Annotated in this window: 15 protein-coding genes and 1 pseudogene; 10 read left to right on the top strand and 6 right to left on the bottom strand. The window is 73.3% G+C overall.

Annotated features, from left to right (window positions below):
* The first annotated feature begins 87 nt into the window (after positions 1-87).
* Positions 88-1491: a DNA-3-methyladenine glycosylase 2 family protein gene (locus HUV60_RS05715; protein WP_257853100.1), complete on the top strand. Its 1404-nt coding sequence runs from the start codon at positions 88-90 to the stop codon at positions 1489-1491.
* 29 nt (positions 1492-1520) lie between these two features.
* Positions 1521-2048: a methylated-DNA--[protein]-cysteine S-methyltransferase gene (locus HUV60_RS05710; RefSeq protein WP_257853101.1), complete on the top strand. Its 528-nt coding sequence runs from the start codon at positions 1521-1523 to the stop codon at positions 2046-2048.
* A gap of 39 nt (positions 2049-2087) precedes the next feature.
* On the opposite strand, the gene HUV60_RS05705 is transcribed toward HUV60_RS05710, so the two are convergent.
* On the bottom strand, positions 2088-2570 hold the full coding sequence (locus tag HUV60_RS05705; RefSeq protein WP_257851879.1) for a DUF456 domain-containing protein: 483 nt from the start codon (positions 2568-2570) through the stop codon (positions 2088-2090).
* Positions 2571-2754: 184 nt separating this feature from the next.
* Between HUV60_RS05705 and HUV60_RS05700 the strand changes: the two genes are divergently transcribed.
* Positions 2755-4134, top strand: coding sequence for a protein phosphatase 2C domain-containing protein (locus HUV60_RS05700; RefSeq protein WP_257851881.1), 1380 nt, complete (start codon positions 2755-2757; stop codon positions 4132-4134).
* Between the two features lie 76 nt (positions 4135-4210).
* Positions 4211-5953: a pyruvate dehydrogenase gene (locus tag HUV60_RS05695; protein WP_257851882.1), complete on the top strand. Its 1743-nt coding sequence runs from the start codon at positions 4211-4213 to the stop codon at positions 5951-5953.
* A 6-nt stretch (positions 5954-5959) separates the two neighbouring features.
* On the opposite strand, the pseudogene HUV60_RS05690 reads toward HUV60_RS05695, so the two are convergent.
* Positions 5960-6314, bottom strand: a pseudogene (locus tag HUV60_RS05690) (transcriptional regulator); the annotation flags it as partial.
* A gap of 388 nt (positions 6315-6702) precedes the next feature.
* Here HUV60_RS05690 and HUV60_RS05685 point away from each other — a divergent pair.
* On the top strand, positions 6703-7188 hold the full coding sequence (locus HUV60_RS05685; RefSeq protein ID WP_443047223.1) for an ATP-binding protein: 486 nt from the start codon (positions 6703-6705) through the stop codon (positions 7186-7188).
* Between the two features lie 88 nt (positions 7189-7276).
* On the opposite strand, the gene HUV60_RS05680 is transcribed toward HUV60_RS05685, so the two are convergent.
* Both HUV60_RS05680 and HUV60_RS05675 read right to left on the bottom strand, forming a co-directional pair.
* On the bottom strand, positions 7277-8320 hold the full coding sequence (locus tag HUV60_RS05680) for a DUF2637 domain-containing protein (protein WP_257851883.1): 1044 nt from the start codon (positions 8318-8320) through the stop codon (positions 7277-7279).
* A 303-nt stretch (positions 8321-8623) separates the two neighbouring features.
* Positions 8624-9538: a (2Fe-2S)-binding protein gene (locus tag HUV60_RS05675; RefSeq protein WP_257851892.1), complete on the bottom strand. Its 915-nt coding sequence runs from the start codon at positions 9536-9538 to the stop codon at positions 8624-8626.
* Positions 9539-9717: 179 nt separating this feature from the next.
* Between HUV60_RS05675 and HUV60_RS05670 the strand changes: the two genes are divergently transcribed.
* The gene (locus HUV60_RS05670) at positions 9718-10563 is read left to right on the top strand and encodes a GntR family transcriptional regulator (protein ID WP_257851895.1); all 846 of its coding nucleotides are present in this window, start codon (positions 9718-9720) and stop codon (positions 10561-10563) included.
* Between the two features lie 62 nt (positions 10564-10625).
* Here the strand turns inward: HUV60_RS05670 and HUV60_RS05665 are convergent, their stop codons facing one another.
* Positions 10626-11393, bottom strand: coding sequence for a hypothetical protein (locus HUV60_RS05665; protein ID WP_257853103.1), 768 nt, complete (start codon positions 11391-11393; stop codon positions 10626-10628).
* 233 nt (positions 11394-11626) lie between these two features.
* Positions 11627-13396, bottom strand: a complete 1770-nt coding sequence (locus HUV60_RS05660; protein ID WP_257851897.1) for a PucR family transcriptional regulator — start codon at positions 13394-13396, stop codon at positions 11627-11629.
* A gap of 408 nt (positions 13397-13804) precedes the next feature.
* On the opposite strand from HUV60_RS05660, the gene HUV60_RS05655 reads away from it, so the two are divergent.
* The 4 genes from HUV60_RS05655 to HUV60_RS05640 all read left to right on the top strand — a co-directional run bounded on the left by HUV60_RS05655 (position 13805) and on the right by HUV60_RS05640 (position 18870).
* The gene (locus HUV60_RS05655) at positions 13805-14695 is read left to right on the top strand and encodes an FAD binding domain-containing protein (RefSeq protein WP_257851898.1); all 891 of its coding nucleotides are present in this window, start codon (positions 13805-13807) and stop codon (positions 14693-14695) included.
* On the top strand, positions 14695-15225 hold the full coding sequence (locus tag HUV60_RS05650; RefSeq protein WP_257851899.1) for a (2Fe-2S)-binding protein: 531 nt from the start codon (positions 14695-14697) through the stop codon (positions 15223-15225). The genes HUV60_RS05655 and HUV60_RS05650 overlap by 1 nt, the downstream gene beginning before the upstream one ends.
* A 2-nt stretch (positions 15226-15227) precedes the next feature.
* Positions 15228-17612, top strand: a complete 2385-nt coding sequence (gene pucD / locus HUV60_RS05645; RefSeq protein ID WP_257851900.1) for a xanthine dehydrogenase subunit D — start codon at positions 15228-15230, stop codon at positions 17610-17612.
* A gap of 88 nt (positions 17613-17700) precedes the next feature.
* Complete coding sequence (locus HUV60_RS05640; RefSeq protein WP_257851901.1) at positions 17701-18870, top strand: XdhC family protein; 1170 nt, start codon at positions 17701-17703, stop codon at positions 18868-18870.
* Positions 18871-18918: the final 48 nt, after the last annotated feature.

Raw genomic sequence — 18918 nt, 5'->3', positions numbered from 1 at the left:
TCGAGCCCCGGGCGGTCCAGCCTCCCGCCCTTCATGTCCGATTTCCGCCAGCCGGGGTCCTCCGGCCGGTGGAGACTGGACGGCGTGATGGACGAGGACAGCAGGTACGAGGCGGTGCGCAGCCGGGACGGGCGGTTCGACGGGGCGTTCTTCTTCGCCGTCGGGACCACCGGGATCTACTGTCGTCCCAGCTGCCCCGCGGTCACGCCCAAGCGACGCAACGTGCGGTTCTTCCCGACCGCCGCCGCCGCGCAGGGCGCGGGGTTCCGCGCCTGCCGGCGGTGCCGTCCGGACGCCGTTCCCGGCTCCGCCGAGTGGAACGTACGCGCCGACGTCGTGGGCCGGGCCGTGCGGCTGATCGCCGACGGCGTCGTCGACCGCGAAGGCGTCGCCGGACTGGCCGCACGGCTCGGCTACAGCGCCCGCCAGGTGCAGCGCCAGCTCACCGGCGAACTCGGCGCCGGGCCCGTCGTGCTCGCCCGGGCGCAGCGCGCGCACACCGCGCGCGTGCTCCTCCAGACCACCACGCTCCCGGTCACCGGGATCGCCTTCGCCGCCGGGTTCGCCAGCGTGCGGCAGTTCAACGAGACCGTCCGGGCCGTGTACGCGGCCACCCCCGGTGAGCTGCGTGCCGCCGCGCCACGTGCCGGCCGGGCCGGCCACCGCACCGCCACCCCGACCGCCGGTATCCCCCTGCGCCTCGCCCACCGCGGCCCGTACCAGCCCGGACCCGTCTTCGACCTGCTGGAGCGCGAGGCCGTCCCGGGCGTCGAGGACGTCACCGGCACCCCGGGCACCCGCACCTACCGGCGCACCCTCCGGCTTCCGTACGGCACCGGCACCACCGCCGTCGACGAACACCCCGGCGCCGCCCGCCCCGGCTCCGGCGCCCGCCCCGGCGGCTGGCTCGACGCCCGGATCCACCTCACCGACCTCCGCGACCTGGCCACCGCCGTACAGCGGCTGCGCCGCCTGTTCGACCTGGACGCGGACCCGTACGCCGTCGACGAACGGCTCGGCGCCGACGCGCGGCTCGCCCCGCTGGTCGCCGCCCGGCCGGGACTGCGCTCACCGGGCGCCGCCGACCCCGCCGAACTCGCCGTACGGGCCCTGGTGGGGCGTGGCGAGGCCACACGGCTGGTCCAGCGGTACGGCAAGACGCTCGACGCCCCCTGCGGCACCCTCACCCACCTCTTCCCCGAACCGTCCGTCCTCGCCGACGCCGAACCCCGAGGCCCCCTGGGCGCGCTCACCGCCGCCCTCGCCGACGGCGCCGTACGGCTCGACCCCGGCGCCGACCGGGACGAGGCCGCGGGCGCCCTGACCGGCGTTCCGGGCCTGGACGTCCGTACCATCGCCGAGATCCGCACCCGTGCGCTCGGCGACCCGGACGTGGCCCTGCCCGGTCCCGACCTGCCCGACAGCTGGCGCCCCTGGCGCTCATACGCCCTGAACCACCTGCGCGCGGCAGGGGAGTTGGAGTACCCGTGAACACGACCACGACCACGACGGCCAACGGCATGGTCGACACGGGCACGGGCACGGGCACGGGCGCAGGTACGGACACGTACTGGACCGGTGTCGACAGCCCCCTCGGGAAACTGCTCCTCACCGCAGGTCCGGACGGGGCGCTGACCTCGCTCTCCGTGCCCGGGCAGAAGGGCGGGCGCAGTGTGCGGGAGGCCTGGCGGCAGGACCCGGGCCCGTTCCGTGCGGCCGAGGAGCAGCTCGCCGCGTACTTCGCCGGTGAGCTCGAGGACTTCCGGCTGCCGCTGCACACCGCCGGCACCCCCTTCCGGGAGAGGGTCTGGGCCGCGCTCGGTGACATCCCCTACGGGGCGACCGTGTCGTACGGTGAGATCGCCGCGCGGATCGGCGCCTCCAGGGCCGCCGTACGGGCCGTCGGCGGGGCGATCGGCGCGAACCCGCTGCTGATCGTGTGCCCCTGCCACCGGGTGATCGGCGCCGACGGGAGGCTGACCGGATACGCGGGCGGCCTGGACCGCAAGATCCACCTGCTCACCCACGAGGGAGCACTGCGGCCGTAGCCGTGGACCGGTGGACCGGCAGGCCCGCCGGCCTGCCGGTCATCGCCAGACGACCGTGACGAGCCATGCCGCCGTGATCAGCAGGCAGGTGAACAGTTCGGTCAGCACGCTCCAGCCGCCCGAGCGCATCGCCGTACGGGTCGCCGTCACCGCTTCGCCGCGGCGGCCCAGGCGGACCCGCTCGCAGGCGTAGATCCCGGCCACGAAACCCGGGACCGCGCCCAGGACGGGCACCAGGAGGAAGCCCAGGAGCGCCCCCGCGCCCGCGTACGCCAGCACCCGGCCGTCGATGCCGCCGGCCCGGAGCCGGCGGGGCGGCAGGGTCCAGCGGACCACCTGGGACAGGAGCAAGGCGACCGTCGCGCCGACCAGTACCCACCACGTCACGGGCCGCGGGTCCTTCAGCGCCCACCACAGGATCGCGGCCCACACCAGCCACGACCCCGGCACCCCGGGCAGCAGTACTCCGCACAGGCCGAACAGGATCACCAGTCCGGTCAGCAGGAGATCCCACGCTCCCATCTGTCCAGGGTGCCGGAGGACGGCCGGAGGCGCAGACCAGGTGTGGGGCTCCCACCGGCCCCTCGCGTCGAACAAGCGTGGCTCATGTGCCCCGAGTGGCCGTGGCGCCGTAGGCCGCGTGGTGCCGGGAACGGATTTCCCCTGCTCCGTTCTCATCGGGCCCGCGCGGTGGACAATGCAAGGTATGAGCGAACAGGGGGGCAGGCCCACCGGCCACGAGGACGACTGGTGGGGGCAGTTGTACGACGGCGCCACCGCGGACACGGGCTCCGCGCCCGCGCCCGATTCCCTGGAGGACCGCTTCGACTCCGTGGCCGGCACGGTGAACGAGAGGGCGGACGGTCCGGTGGGCGGGCCGGCGCACGGAGGGCCTTCCACGGGGAACCCGTCCGGCATGCAGCCATCCGGCACACAGTCGCCCGGTGGCCGGACGCCCCACCCGCCGCAAGGAGCACCGCAGGCCTGGCCCCCGCCGGGCCGCACGACTTCGGCGGCCGGCTTTCCCGCCCCACCCGATGCCGCCCCCGACGCCGCCCCCACCGACGCCTCCCCCCGCCCCCGGGCCCCGCGCCACGTCCCGCCTGTGGAGCCGCCGCCCCCGCCGCGCGGCCACGTGGGCTCCCGGCCGCCCACCTACGATGCCGAGCCCACCGCGCTGCCCCCCGCCGACCCCCACGAACTGGACGACCTGGTCCCGGACACCGTGCTCGACGGTGCCCGGTACGGGGCCTGCACCCTGCGGGCCGCCTCCGTACGCGGTGACTCCGCGAGGTACCGGGGTGCACTGCGGCGGGATGCCCTGCTGACCGCCCGGTTCGGCAGTGAGGACCGGGCCCTGGTGCTGGTGGCGGTCGCCACCGGCGTACGGGGTACCCCCGGTGCCCATCGCGCGGCCGCCGAGGCCTGTCGGTGGATCGGCAAGGCGGTGGGCCTCAGCCACGCCCGCCTGGCCGAGGACATCAGGGCGGGCCGGCGCGGCGACCTCAAGTCGGGGCTGCACCGCCTCACCGACCGCACCCTCGGCAGGCTCCGCGCGGGCGCCGCCGAGCAGGGTCTCGAACCCGAGGCGTACGCGGCCACCCTGCGCTGCCTGCTGCTGCCCGCCGACCCCGACTGCCGGACCCGCGTCTTCTTCGGCGTCGGCGACGGCGGACTGTTCCGGCTGCGGGGCGGAGCGTGGCAGGACATCGAGCCGGAGGCCGCCGAGGCCAGGGGCGAGGCCGTGCTCGGCTTCGGCTCGCTGCCCTCGGAGACCCCCGAGGGCGACCGGCTCACCATGGACCTCGGCATACCGACGCCCCCGAGCCCGTACGAGCCCGCCCCCGGTCCTTCGCGAGAGCCCTTCCGTTTCCGTACGTCCGTCGCCCGCGAGGGCGACACCCTCCTGCTGTGCAGTCCGGGCTTCGCCGGCCCGCTGCGCGGCGAGGAGGAACTCCGCGCCCACCTGGCCACGCGGTGGTCCCGCCCCGGACCACCGGGCCTCGCCGCGTTCCTCGCCGACACCCAGGTACGGGTCAAGGGATACGCGGACGACCGTACGGCCGCCGCCGTCTGGGAGGCGTGAACCCACCGGGTGTGACTCCATGGAACCCGGACGGAGATCCAGGGATTCACGGACACCGAAGGGGCACCCGGGAACCATGGCCAAACAGAACGTCGCGGAACAGTTCGTCGACATCCTGACCCGCGCGGGAGTCGAGCGCCTCTACGGCATCGTCGGCGACAGCCTCAACCCCGTCGTCGACGCCGTGCGTCGCAACTCCGCCATCGACTGGGTCCACGTCCGGCACGAGGAGACCGCCGCCTTCGCCGCCAGTGCGGAGGCGCAGATCACCGGCAGTCTCGCCGCCTGTGCAGGCTCCTGCGGCCCCGGCAACCTCCACCTCATCAACGGGCTGTACGACGCCCACCGGTCGATGGCCCCGGTCCTCGCCCTCGCCTCGCACATCCCGTCCAGCGAGATCGGCCTCGGCTCCTTCCAGGAGACCCATCCCGACCGGCTGTTCCGCGAGTGCAGCCACTACAGTGAGATGATCTCCAACCCCCAGCAGACGCCCCGGCTGCTCCAGACCGCGATCCAGAACGCGGTCGGCCGCTCCGGCGTCAGCGTCGTCACCCTCCCCGGTGACATCGCCGACCAGCCGGCCCCCGACCGGGCCGCCGAGACCGCCCTGGTCACCTCCCGCCCCTCCGTCCGTCCCGGCGACGCCGAGATCGACCGCCTGATCGACATGATCGACTCCGCCGGGAAGGTCACCCTCTTCTGCGGCAGCGGCACCCAGGGCGCACACGCCGAGGTCATGGAACTCGCCCAGAAGATCAAGTCTCCGATCGGGCATGCCCTGCGCGGCAAGGAATGGATCCAGTACGACAACCCGTACGACGTCGGCATGAGCGGGCTGCTCGGATACGGCGCCGCCTACGAGGCCACCCACGCGTGCGACCTGCTGATCCTGCTCGGCACCGACTTCCCGTACAACGCCTTCCTTCCCGACGACGTGAAGACCGTCCAGGTCGACGTGCGGCCCGAGCACCTCGGCCGGCGCTCGAAGCTGGACCTCGCGGTGTGGGGCGACGTGCGGGAGACGCTGCGCTGTCTGACCCCGAGGATCAAGGGCAAGGACGACCGCAGGTTCCTCGACCGGATGCTGAAGAAGCACACGGAGGCGCTGGAGGGGGTGGTGAAGGCTTACACGCGCAAGGTGGAGAAGCACGTGCCGGTCCACCCCGAGTACGTGGCCTCACTCCTGGACGAACTTGCCGACGAGGACGCGGTCTTCACCGTCGACACGGGGATGTGCAACGTCTGGGCGGCCCGCTACATCTCGCCCAACGGCCGCCGCCGGGTCATCGGTTCGTTCTCGCACGGTTCGATGGCCAACGCACTGCCGATGGCGATCGGGGCGCAGTTCGTCGACCAGGGCCGGCAGGTCGTGTCGATGTCCGGGGACGGCGGATTCAGCATGCTCATGGGGGACTTCCTCACCCTCGTCCAGTACGACCTGCCGGTGAAGGTCGTCGTCTTCAACAACTCCTCCCTCAGCATGGTCGAGTTGGAGATGCTGGTCGCCGGACTGCCCTCGCACGGCACCGCCACCAAGAACACGGACTTCGCCGCAGTCGCCCGCGCGTGCGGCGCGTACGGGGTGCGGGTGGAGAAGCCGAAGGACCTCGCCGGGGCACTCGAGTCCGCGTTCAAGCACAAGGGCCCGGCCCTCGTCGACGTCGTCACCGACCCCAACGCGCTGTCCATCCCACCGAAGATCAAGGCCGAGATGGTGACCGGCTTCGCGCTGTCCGCGTCGAAGATGGTGCTGGACGGCGGGGTCGGCCGGATGCTCCAGATGGCGCGCTCCAACCTGCGCAACGTACCGCGTCCGTAAGGGTGTTCAGCCCGTACGGGGTGTCCAGCGACAGTTGGAGGTGTCGTACTCGTAGCGGGGCGGGCCCTCGATGCCGCTGGTGCGGAACGGACGGCCGCCGTCGTCGATCCGGACGGTGCCGGAGCGGCTGCCCGAGGACCAGTTCCAGCTCCAGGTACCAGCGACAGTCGCAGCCCGCGGCCGTGGCGGTCACCTCCAGTACCTCCGGGTCCTTCGCGGAGACCCGGTAGGGCATACGGACCGCGGGGACCGGTGTACCGGCGTCGTTCCCGGCGACCGGGCGGGCGATCGGCCGGTCCTTGTCCAGGCCCGCCGCGAGGTACCGCGGGGTGAGGGCGCCGCCGTAGCCCTGGTCCCTTGCTGTCGGTGGGACGCGACGGCAGGACGGTCACCATCGTGAGCTGGGGGCAGAGGGGCGTCCTCGGCGACGCCCCGGTGTCCGCCTTCAAGAAGACGACGGCCAAGGCCGTCAACAAGCTGTACTGACACGGGCGCCCGGAAGTGAACCGGCCGGTAGTACATGGTCCGCAACGGACCGCACGACCACCGCGAACCCGGGGTCGTCCTCTCGCCACGGGGGCCGGGAGGACGATCCCGCACACGTGTGTGGCCGTTGAAATTCGGCCAATATCCGGCTTTCAGGACGCCTGGCGACCGCCGCATGACTGCCGCGTGGGTGACAGGGCATGGATTCCCTTGGACGTGTTCGAGCCGCAGGGGGAATCGACACCGGAACGCGGGCGGGGGCCATGAGAAGGCAGGCACAAGGGGGTCGTCCCGGCGTGGCCGGGACCGGCTCGGTGACGACCGTGGAGGGGACGGCCGACGAGGGCGCGGAGCAGGCACCGGCGGCGGCCCGGCTGCAACGCCGACTGGGGCGGGCGGACCTGCGGGCGGTGCCCGAGTCCCGTCACGACCTACGACACATGCTCAGGCACTGGGGAAGGCCCGGACAGTCGGAGACGGCGGAGCTCCTCACCACCGAGCTCGTCACCAACGCGCTGATCCACACCGACCGGGCGGCGGTCCTGACGGCCACCGTCGGACCTCGTGGACTACGGGTCGAGGTAAGGGACTTCGTGGACCACGAACCCCGGCCACGGGTACCGGTCGTCGACGACGGTACGCACGGCCGGGGGCTGGTCCTGGTCGAGTCCCTCGCCGACGCGTGGGGAGTCAGGGCGCACGGAGTGGGCAAGGCGGTCTGGTTCGAACTCGAAGCGGACGCCGCCTGACACCGGCGTCGGCGCATTCGACGGGACGGGGTACGGCCGCACGGGCCGTACCCCGTCCCGTCGAATGCCCTGTCCCGTCCCGCCCGCGTCAGCCGAACTGCTGCTCCAGGTCCTTGAGCTTGCGCTCGAGGGAGTCCAGACGAGGCAGCGCCTGGGTGTCGTCCTCCGCGGTGAGGTCGACGGTCATCGGATCGGAACCACCGCGTACCGGCTGCAGGGACGGACGCGAGCGAACGGGGAGGGCGGTCTCCGGCGCCACTATGGCAGGCTCCTTGGCCGTCACGTCGTCCGCCCGCTCCACCGTCGGGGCCTCCATGGGGTGGCCGCCGCCGCCCACGAGAGCGCGGTGGCCCCGGCTGATGGCCTTCAGCCGCGCCCGTTCCACCCGCTCCTGGACGCGCCGGCGCCGGCGCGTCTCGTCCTTCTGGCGCCGGTCCTCGCGGACCTCCTCGACCGCCTCGTCGAGGCTGCGTACGCCCTCCAGCAGCATCAGCGACCAGGCACGGTACGTCTCCCGGGGAGCCCGCAGCCAGCGGACGATGCGGATCTGCGGCAACGGACGCGGCACCAGGCCCTGTTCACGCAGGGCGGCCCGGCGGGTCTGCTTCAGCGCGCGGTCGAACAGCACGGCCGCCGACAGGGACATACCCGCGAAGAAGTGCGGAGCGCCCGCGTGCCCTATGCCCCGGGGAGCGTGCACCCAGTTGAACCAGGCCGCGGCGAACGCGAAGGTCCACACGAGTATGCGGGAGCCGAGTGCCGCGTCACCGTGGCTGGCCTCGCGCACGGCGAGCACCGAGCAGAACATCGCCGCGCCGTCCAGACCGAAGGGCACGAGGTACTGCCAGCCGTCGGACAGGCCGAGGTTCTGCTCGCCGAAGCCGACCAGACCGTGGAAGGAGAGTGCGGCCGCCACCGCGGCACAGCAGAACAGCAGGATGTAGGAGACGGTGCCGTACAGAGCCTCCTTGCGCCTGCGGCGCTCTTCGCTGCGCTCCCACGAGTCGTCCGCGCTCGTGTCCTTGACCGAGGAGCGCTTGCCGCGCGCGAGCACCGCCACCGCCACCAGCATGCCCAGGAGCAGCACGGCGCCCGGAAGCAGCCAATTCGGCGATATGTCGGTCAGTCTCATCTAGGGGCCCCTTGCATTGGGATAGGGCGTAACGCCCGCCATAGTGGCCCAATCCCGCCGCTCCTCTGGGGATTTCGGGGCAAGTGGCCGCCATGAAGTGCGAGGAGGTGCCCAGGGCGGCGTTCTGCTCGAACTGACGCGTGAGGGGCGAGAGTTGGGTTCGAATGAGACTACCCGTACGGGTGCTTCCGTGGAGACGCCTCACAACAAGCGAGGAAATCGTGAAGACCCTGTGACCTTCGTGGTGGTGCAGAACCGGGCAGATCCAGCGGACGGGTGGACGGATCGACGAGTGACGCGACGTCAACTCGCCTTCGCCACCGGCATGACGGCCTCCTCGGTGGGCATGCTGATGACCTTGCCGGTGGCCACCTCTTCGCTCACCCTTCCCTTCGTCCTTCCGGCGCCGCAGGTGCGCGGGCAGTTGGCGCAGACGTCGTCGGGACGGAGGGTGTAGAACATGCAGCAGCTGATCCGGTCCCGGGTGTGCGTGGCCTCGCCGTCGGGCCCGGTGGCCGGGCGGAAGCCCGCCGCGCCGACGTACGGCCGGGTGGCGCCGGGCAGCAGCAGTTCCAGCTCCCGCAGGGCCCGCTGCTCCTCGCCGAGCAACTGCCCGATGTACCGCAGGCTCTCCACGATCTCGTCGGTCGCCATACCCCACAGGGCGCGGCCGCGACGGCGCATCCTCGGGCCGAAGCCCGCCAGGACGGGGCCGAGGTGCTCGGCGACGGCGGCGCGTACCTCGGCCCGCAGGGCCTCCTCGTCCGGGACCACGCGGGCGCCGGGCAGCGCGGCCGCCGGGTCGTCCGGAAGGCAGGCGAACGTGTCGGGGCGTACGGCCATGCGGCCCACGGCGAGTCCGGCGGCGGCGCGGTCGAAGGAGACGTGGGTCACGGGGTAACGGGGCACGCGGCGGTGCAGGAACCACGGCACGGTGATCAGCAGACAGGCGGGCCAGGCGTAGCGGTGCAGGCCGAAGCTGGCGACCACGTCGGGGCGGCCCCGCTGTCCGTAGTCCCGCAGCACCTGACTGTCGTCCCAGGACAGGAAGGCGTCCAGGGCGGAGCCGCTGTCCCCCTGGGCGAGCGCGTCGGCGGACACCCAGGCGCCGTCCCGGGGCGTTTCCTCGCCGGCGGCGAGCTCCGTGACGGCGAGTGCCGGGAAGGCCTCCGCCAGGCGGGCGTACGCGTCCGCGACGGCCGAACCGGTTGCTGCCATGGGACCACCCCTTCGCATGTCGCCGAACCGGCCCGACGCCGGACCGATAAAGGTAAGGCTCACCTTACCCAAGATCGCCGAGATGTGAACCGGGGGGCCTGTGCCCGTATGGTGCTTGACGGGCGGCTGGCAAGCCGCCGTAATGACCTCAAGTACCGAAACGTCCCGAGGAGGACCCCGTGAGGCAGGGCACGAAGGGCTTCACAGGGGCGGGTGACGCCGGGGCCGGACAGGACGGCGCGGACGCGCGTACAGGTACGGGAGCGGGCAGAGTCAGGGTGCCCGCCCGGTCCGGCGTGCGGGGCGGGGAAGCCGACGCCGCACCAGGCCGGGACGACGCCGTACGCGGTGAGCACACCCACGGCGAACCGGCCGCGGTCCTTCCCCGGCCCCGGACGCCCGTCCAGCGGTCCTCCGTGCGCGGGCAGATCCTCGCCGCGCTGCGCACCGCGCTGGTGACGGGCGACCTGCGGCCCGGCGCGGTGTACTCCGCACCGGTGCTGGCCGAGCGGTTCGGGGTCTCCGCGACACCCGTCCGGGAGGCCATGCAGCAGCTCACCCTCGAGGGCGCGGTCGAGGTCGTGCCCAACCGGGGTTTCAGGGTCGCCGAGCGGGGCGACCGGGAACTCGCCGAACTGGCCGAGGTCCGGGCACTGATCGAGGTCCCGGTGGTGCTGCGGCTGGCCGCTACGGTGCCCGCCGAGCGCTGGGCCGAACTGCGCCCCCTCGCCGAGGCCACCGTCCGCGCCGCCTCCTCCGGCTGCCGGGCCACGTACGCCGAGTCCGACCGCGCCTTCCACCGCGCGGTGCTCGCCCTCGCGGGCAACGACCAGCTGGTCCGCACCGCCGATGACCTCCACCGCCGCGCCCAGTGGCCCCTGGCCGGCACCGTCCCCGGCCCCCTCGGCCGGGCGGGGCTGGTGGCCGACGCCCACCAGCACACGACCCTGCTGGACGCGCTGGTCGCGGGCGACCGGGACGCGGTGCGGTCACTGGTGGGGGAGCACTTCGCCGGCGCGCTCTGAAGCACGGAGGCCCCGGTGCCGCGTCCCGGCACGCGGCACCGGGGCCGCGGCCACCGGCTTTCCTACGCCGTCGCCGCTCCCGGGGCCGGTGGGGCCAGCTGGCGGGACAGCCAGGTGGGGACGCCGCCGAGCAGGCGCAGCAGCCGGCGGGCCTCCTCGCGCAGACGGGACGCCTCCGGCTCGGTCTCCGTGTCGGCGAGGGAGACCAGGGCCGGCGCCGTGCCGACCAGGTAGCCCAACTCCTCGCGGATCCGCAGCGATTCGGCGAAGCCGTGCCGCGCCTCCGCCACCTCGCCGTCCCGCAGGGCGAGCCCGGCGAGGTGGCGCCAGGTGCCGGAGAGCAGCAGTGGGTCGGCGTGCGCGGTGGCGCCCGCGTGGGCGCGGCGGTACGCGGCACGCGCCGACTGCGGGGAGCGGGCCAGGTTCTCGGCGATCAGCCCGCGCCGGAAGTCCAGCAGCGACCGTGCCGGGGCTCCCGGAGGGATCAGCGCCGCCGCACGCCCGAGCGCGGCCCGAGCCTCGTCGGCCCGGTCGCGCACCGCGAGCAGGGTGGCGGCGTAGGCCAGGTACCCGCGTTCACAAGCGGCGGCGCCCCGTTCGTCGTCGGTGTCGGCCAGCGCTTCGGCCGTCCGCAGCGCGTCCTCGGCCTCGCCCCAGCCCGTCTCCGTGTACAGGCACCGTTCCACCAGGAGCGACGACCGCTGCAGCGCCGCGGCCGGGGTGTCCGGGGTGAGCAGGGCGGCGGCGTCGGCCCAGCAGGCGCGTGAGCGCAACCGCCATACCGCGGTCTGGAGGGGATCGTCACCAGCGGTCGTTCCGTTACCAGACATGGCGGTGTGCGCCACGTTGCCCTCCCCGAGCACGCCATCGAGCTGTTGAGTGGTGGCCGCATCTCAGCACGAACAACGGGGCCGGGCCAAGAGGGTGGGTGAAGGATTTCACAAAGTCGTGGATCAGCGGGCCCGAACGGTGGACCGCCCGACGGTGCCCGCGACTCCCCACCGGCGCACGCCCTCACCACGCGCCACCCCCACCACGCGCACGCCGGCCGGCCGCCGGGCCGTCAGCTCATGCGGAGGGCCAGGAAGAAGTCCAGCCTGTCCTCCAGCCGGGACAGGTCACGACCCGTCAGCTGCTCGATGCGCCCCACCCGGTACCGCAGCGTGTTGACGTGCAGGTGCAACCGGGCGGCGCAGCGGGTCCAGGAGCCGTCGCAGTCCAGGAAGGCCTCCAGCGTGGGGATCAGTTCGGCGCGGTGGCGCCGGTCGTAGTCCCGCAGCGGGTCCAGGAGGCGGGCGGTGAAGGCCCGCCGCACGTCGTCGGGGACGAACGGGAGCAGCAGGACGTGCGAGGCCAGCTCGTGGTGGCCGGCCGCGCAGACCCGGCCCGGACGTGCCGCGGCCACGCGCCGTGCGTGCCGGGCCTCCTCCAGGGCCCCGCGCAGCCCCTCCGCCGAGTGCACGGGCGCGCTGACCCCGAGGGTGAGCCGCCCGTCGCCGTCCAGACCGGCCGTCAGCGGCTCCCGTACGGACTTCAGCAGGGCGTCGGCGAGAAGTCCCCGCCCGTCGGCGCTTTCGTGCTCGCTCGGCACCGCGGACAGCGGGACGAGCGCGACCGCCTCGTCCCCGGTGTGCGCCACCGCGATCCGGTCGGAGTGCTCGGGTCCCGTCGACGCCGGGTCGACCAGGATCTCCTCGAGCAGCGTCTGCGCCGCCGCCCCGCCCCCGGACCCGCCGCCGTCCCAGTCGACCCGCGCGACGACCACCTGCCAGTGCGGCGCGGCCCCGAGACCGGGCACCAGCACCGGTGCCGCCCCCCGCAGGCGGGCCGCGACCTCGGCCGGCGCCGCGCCCGCCTGCACCAGCTCCAGCACCTCCTGCGCGAGCCGGCGCCGTACCGCGCGTGCCGCGTTCCGGCTGTCCCGCTCGACCGCGATCAGCTGGGCGACCCCGTACAGCAGGTCCAGCCGCTCCTCGGCCCAGTCCCCGGCGTCCGCCTCGACCACCAGCAGCCAGTCCGACAGCACGGTTTCCCTGCCGTCCCTGCCGTCCCTGCCGTCCCTGCCGTCTCGCACCTCCGGGGAGGCCGGTGCGCCCTGCCCGCTGGGTGCGGGCTGCGCGGCCTGCGGGGTGGCCGCCACCGCCCGGCCCGCGGGTCCGCCGCCGCGCACCGGGAAGAGGCTGTACGTCGTCCGGTCGTCCGGGGTCACCCGGTGCGGTCCGGGGCGGCCGCCGCGGGCGGCCGTCAGCTGCTCCGCCGCGAGCCGCACGCACACGTTGTCGGGCAGCCGCGGCCCCGCCTTCGAACCGGCGATCAGCCGCCCGGTCGGCGAGAGCACCCACGCCCGCAGGTCCAGGTCGGTGCCGAGCAGGTCGAGCACCGCGTCCGGGCCGCCGCCCGCCGGGCCCGACGCCATCAGTCGCCGGTGCCGGTCCACCACGGCCGCGAGGTCCCCGGCCCGCTCGCCGGACACCTGCCGCACGACATGCTCGGTGACCGTCGCGAAGGCCACCGACTCGTGCACCGCGAACAGCGGCAGCCGGTGCCGCGCACAGGCCGCGACCAGGTCCTCCGGGACGGTGCCCAGCTCCGCCTCGCCGGCCGCCAGGGCGACGACCCCCGCCTGCACCAGACGCCTTACGAACGGCTCGGAGTCGGCGGCGTCCCGGCGCCAGGCCAGACCGGAGAGCACGAGTTCCCCGCCGGAGAGATAGCGGCTGGGGTCCCTCAGGTCGGTGGTCATCACCCCGTGCACGGTGAGGTCCAGCCCGTCCTCGCCGCCGAGCAGCGTGAGCCCCAGCGCGTCGGTCTCCAGCAGTGCGCGCAGCCGCATTCTCGTCGCCGCCGTTCCCTGTCTCGATGTGTACCGATGTCTACGATGGGCCTGGGGAGGGCCCCGCCCGGAGGCCGTGGAAGGTCTGTGAAGGGCCTTTCCCGAAGCGTCCGGGTGAGTGGCCGATCCGGTACGGTCGGCCGTCCCCCGGACTGTGTACTCCGTCTCCTCCGTGTCCGTTGTTTCCGGAGGAAAACAAGGAGGTTACCGAGGTCCTCTTTTCATATGAATCTACAAGATGCTCCCGCTGGCCAGGCAACTCCTTCATGTCTTTCGTGACTGACCCGGGTGGAGCAGCGGGCGGTGTACTGAGCCCACTCCGCGTGAATCCCCCATGAACGAGCCGGGCCCGCCGCACACGGACTGGCCAGATCCGTACGACCCACGAGACGAAGAAGAGAGCCGGTCATGGACTTCCTTCGCCCCGCCGGCTGGGAGGAGGCGCTCGCCGCGAAGGCCGAGCACCCCACCGCCGTGCCGATTGCGGGTGGCACCGACGTGATGGTCGAGATCAACTTCGACCACCGCAGACCCGAGTACCTCATGGACCTCAACCGCATCGCCGACCTCACCGAGTGGGAGGTCGGCGAGGACACCGTACGGCTCGGCGCCTCCGTCCCGTACACGAGGATCATGGAGCACCTGCGGGCCGAACTGCCGGGCCTCGCCCTCGCCGCCCATACCGTCGCCTCCCCGCAGATCCGCAACCGCGGCGGGGTCGGTGGCAACCTCGGCACCGCCTCCCCGGCCGGAGACGCCCACCCGGCACTGCTCGCAGCGGGAGCCGAGGTCGAGGCCGTATCGGTGCGCGGGTCCCGACGCATCCCGATCGACGCCTTCTACACCGGCGTGAAGCGCAACGCGCTGGCGCCCGACGAACTGATCCGCGCCGTCCACATCAAGAAGGCCGACGGACCGCAGCAGTTCTCGAAGGTCGGCACCCGCAACGCGGTGGTCATCGCCGTGTGCGCGTTCGGCCTGGCCCTGCACCCCGGCACTCGCACGGTCCGCACCGGCATCGGCTCCGCGGCGCCCACCCCCGTACGGGCCACCGCCGCCGAGGAGTTCCTGAACGCGGCGCTCGACGAGGGCGGTCTCTGGGACAACGGGAAGATCGTCCCTCCGTCGGTGGCCAAGCAGTTCGCCGACCTCTGCTCCGCCTCCTGCAACCCGATCGACGACGTCCGCGGTACCGCGAGCTACCGCCGGCACGCCGTCGGCGTCATGGCCCGCCGCACGCTGACCTGGACCTGGGAGTCGTACCGCGGCACCCGCCGTATCACCGAGGGAGCCGCGTAATGCGTGTCCACTTCACGGTCAACGGACGGCCCCAGGAGGCCGACGACGTGTGGGAGGGCGAGTCCCTGCTGTACGTGCTGCGCGAGCGGCTCGGCCTGCCCGGGTCCAAGAACGCCTGCGAACAGGGGGAGTGCGGCTCCTGCACGGTGCGCCTCGACGGCGTCCCGGTCTGCTCCTGTCTCGTCGCCGCCGGCCAGGCCGAGGGGCACGAGATCGTCACGGTCGAAGGGCTGGCCGGCCTCGCCCGGCAGGACCCCCGCGGCGCGCAGGACGGCACCGGGAGCGGTGCCGTCGGGGATACGGAACTCGCCCCGATCCAGCAGGCGTTCATCGACGCCGGTGCCGTCCAGTGCGGCTTCTGCACCCCGGGCCTGCTGGTCGCCGCCGACGAGATGCTGGAGCACAACCCCAGCCCCAGCGACGCCGACATCCGCGAGGCGCTCTCGGGCAACCTGTGCCGCTGCACGGGCTACGAGAAGATCATGGACGCGGTCCGCCTCGCGGCCGCCCGCCGGTCCGAGGGGGCCTGAGCATGCCGACGAACGGTGTTCCCACCAAGATCACGCAGGGCTCCGGAACCAAGGGCGGCATCGGCGAGTCCACCCTCCGCCCCGACGGCACCCTCAAGGTCACCGGCGAGTTCGCGTACTCCTCCGACCTGTGGCACGAGGACATGCTCTGGGGTCAGATCCTGCGCTCCACGGTCGCGCACGCCGAGATCGTGTCCATCGACACGAGCGAGGCGCTCGCCACACCGGGCGTCCACGCCGTGATGACGTACGACGACCTGCCGACCGGCATGAGGAACTACGGCCTGGAGATCCAGGACACCCCGGTCCTCGCGCACGGCAGGGTCCGCCACCACGGCGAGCCCGTCGCGATCGTCGCCGCCGACCACCCGGAGACCGCCCGCCGCGCCGCCGCCAAGATCAGGGTCGACTACCGCGACCTGCCCGTCGTCACCGACGAGGCCTCCGCACTCGCCCCCGACGCGCCCCTCGTCCACGAGCACCGCGACGACCACCACAACCGGCACGTGGCCCACCCCAACATCGTCCACCGCCAGCCGATCGTGCGCGGCGACGTGGCACGGGCCCGAGAGCGAGCCGACGTCGTTGTCGAGGGCGAGTACACCTTCGGCATGCAGGACCAGGCCTTCCTCGGCCCCGAGTCCGGGCTCGCCGTCCCCGAGGAGGACGGCGGCGTCCACCTCTACGTCGCCACCCAGTGGCTCCACTCCGACCTGCGCCAGATGGCGCCCGTACTCGGCCTGCCCGAGGACAAGGTACGGATGACCCTGGCCGGTGTCGGCGGTGCGTTCGGCGGCCGCGAGGACCTGTCCATGCAGATCCACGCCTGCCTGCTCGCCCTGCGCACCGGCAAGCCCGTCAAGATCGTCTACAATCGCTTCGAGTCCTTCTTCGGCCACGTCCACCGCCACCCGGCCAAGCTCTTCTACGAGCACGGTGCCACCCGCGACGGCAAGCTGACCCACGTCACGTGCCGCATCGTCCTCGACGGCGGCGCGTACGCCTCCGCCTCCCCGGCCGTGGTCGGCAACGCCGCCTCCCTCGGCATCGGGCCCTACGTCGTGGACGACGTCGAGATCGAGGCCCTCGCCCTCTACACCAACAATCCGCCCTGCGGCGCGATGCGCGGCTTCGGCGCGGTACAGGCGTGCTTCGCCTACGAGGCCCAGATGGACAGGCTGGCCGGGCGACTGGGCATGGACCCGGTGGAGTTCAGGCGGCTCAACGCCATGGAGCAGGGCGCCGTCATGCCCACCGGGCAGGTCGTCGACTCTCCGGCGCCGGTCGCCGAACTCCTGCGCCGCGTCAAGGCGATGCCGATGCCGCCCGAGCGGCAGTGGGAGAGCAGCGAGGGCACCGACGTGCGCCGGCTGCCCGGCGGCCTGTCCAACACCACCCACGGCGAAGGCGTCGTACGCGGTGTCGGCTACGCGGTCGGCATCAAGAACGTCGGCTTCTCCGAGGGCTTCGACGACTACTCCACCGCACGCGTGCGGATGGAGGTGGTCGGCGGCCGGCCCGTGGCCACCGTGCACACCGCGATGGCGGAGGTCGGCCAGGGCGGAGTCACCGTCCACGCCCAGATCGCCCGGACCGAGCTGGGCGTCGGCCAGGTGACCATCCGTCCCGCCGACACCCAGGTGGGATCGGCCGGTTCGACCTCCGCCTCCCGGCAGACGTACGTCACCGGAGGCGCGGTCAGGAACGCCTGCGAACGCGTCCGGGAGCAGGTACTGGAGCTGGGCCGGCGCAGGTTCGGCTCGTACCACCCGGCGTGGGCGACGGCCGAACTGCTGCTGGAGGGCGGCAAGGTCGTCACCGACGGCGGCGAAGTGCTGGCCGATCTGGTGGACGTTCTGGGGGACGAGGCCGTCGAGATGGAGGAGGAGTGGCGGCACCGGCCGACCGAACCCTTCGACCTGCGCACCGGCCAGGGCAACGGCCATGTCCAGTACACCTTCGCCGCGCACCGCGCCGTCGTCGAGGTCGACACCGAACTCGGTCTCGTCAAGGTGATCGAACTGGCCTGCGCCCAGGACGTCGGCAAGGCGCTCAACCCGCTGTCCGTCATCGGCCAGATCCAGGGCGGCACCGTCCAGGGCCTGGGCATGGCGGTCATGGAGGAGATCGTCGTCGACCCGAGGACGGCGAAGGTGCGCAACCCCTCCTTCACCGACTACCTCATCCCCACCATCCTCGACACGCCGGACATCCCCGTCGACATGCTCGAACTCGCCGACGACCACGCGCCGTACGGGCTGCGCGGCGTCGGCGAGGCCCCCACCCTGTCGTCCACCCCGGCGGTCCTCGCGGCCGTCCGGGACGCGACCGGTCTCGAGCTGAACCGCACACCGGTCCGCCCGGAACACCTCACCGGCACCGTGTGACGTACCCACCGGCGCGGAGCAGCCGCCCGGGACGGGCGGGCCCCGGCCGCCACCGAGGCCCGCAGGCCCTTGCCGAGGAGACCGACAGATGCTGGACATCGCCGAGGAACTGCACCGGTGGGCCGCGCAAGGCCGTGACTTCGCGGTCGCCACCGTCGTGGCGGTCTCCGGCAGCGGGCCCCGCGGGCCCGGCGCCGCACTGGCGGTGGACACCGACGGCACGGCCCTCGGCTCGGTCTCCGGCGGCTGCGTCGAGGGCGCGGTGTACGAGCTGTGCCGACAGGCCCTCGAGGACGGCGAAACCGTCCTCGAACGCTTCTGCCACAGTGACGAGGACGCCTTCGCCGCCGGTCTGACCTGCGGCGGCGTCATCGACGTCCTCGTCACACCGGTACGGGCGGCCGACCCCGCCCGCCCGGTGCTCGCGTCCGCGCTCGCCGCCGCCGCGCGCGGGGAGGCGGCAGCCGTGGCGCGGATCGTGAGCGGCCCGCCCGGCCTGACGGGCCGCGCGCTCGCGGTCCGCCCGGACGGCTCGTACCAGGGAGGCTTCGGCGTCCACCCGGAACTGGACCGCACGGCGGTGGCGGAGGCGGGCGCGCTGCTGGAGACGGGTCGCACCGGCACCCTGGAGATCGGCGCGGAGGGCTCGCGCTGCGGCGTCCCGGTGACGGTCCTGGTCGAGTCGTCGGTCCCACCGCCCCGAATGATCGTCTTCGGCGCGATCGACTTCGCGTCGGCGCTGGTCCGGGCCGGCGTGTTCCTCGGCCACCGCGTCACCGTGTGCGACGCGCGCCCCGTGTTCGCCACCCGGGCACGCTTCCCGGAGGCCGACGAGATCGTCGTCGACTGGCCGCACCGGTACCTGGAGCGCACCGAGATCGACGCGCGTACGGTCCTGTGCGTCCTGACCCACGACGCCAAGTTCGACGTACCGCTCCTGCGGCTCGCCCTGCGCCTCCCGGTCGCCTACGTGGGCGCGATGGGCTCCCGCCGCACCCACCTGGACCGCACCGCCCGCCTGCGCGAGGCCGGCGTCACCGACCGGGAACTGGCCCGCCTGCACTCACCGATCGGCCTCGACCTCGGTGCCCGCACCCCGGAGGAGACAGCCGTCTCCATCGCCGCCGAGATCGTCGCCACCCGCCGAGGCGGCACCGGCCTCCCCCTCACCGGCGCTCCCACCCCGATCCATCGTGACAGTGACCGCGAACCCGACCGTGCCTCCGCGTCCGTCGCCGGATCCGGCCCGACGGAGTGACGGAGCGACGGAGTGACGGAGCGACGGACGGAGAGACGTCAGCGGCGT

It is taken from the genome of Streptomyces sp. KMM 9044 (genome assembly GCF_024701375.2).
In the GTDB taxonomy this organism is placed as follows: Bacteria; Actinomycetota; Actinomycetes; order Streptomycetales; family Streptomycetaceae; genus Streptomyces.
This window is presented reverse-complemented; position numbering and strand designations above follow the sequence as displayed.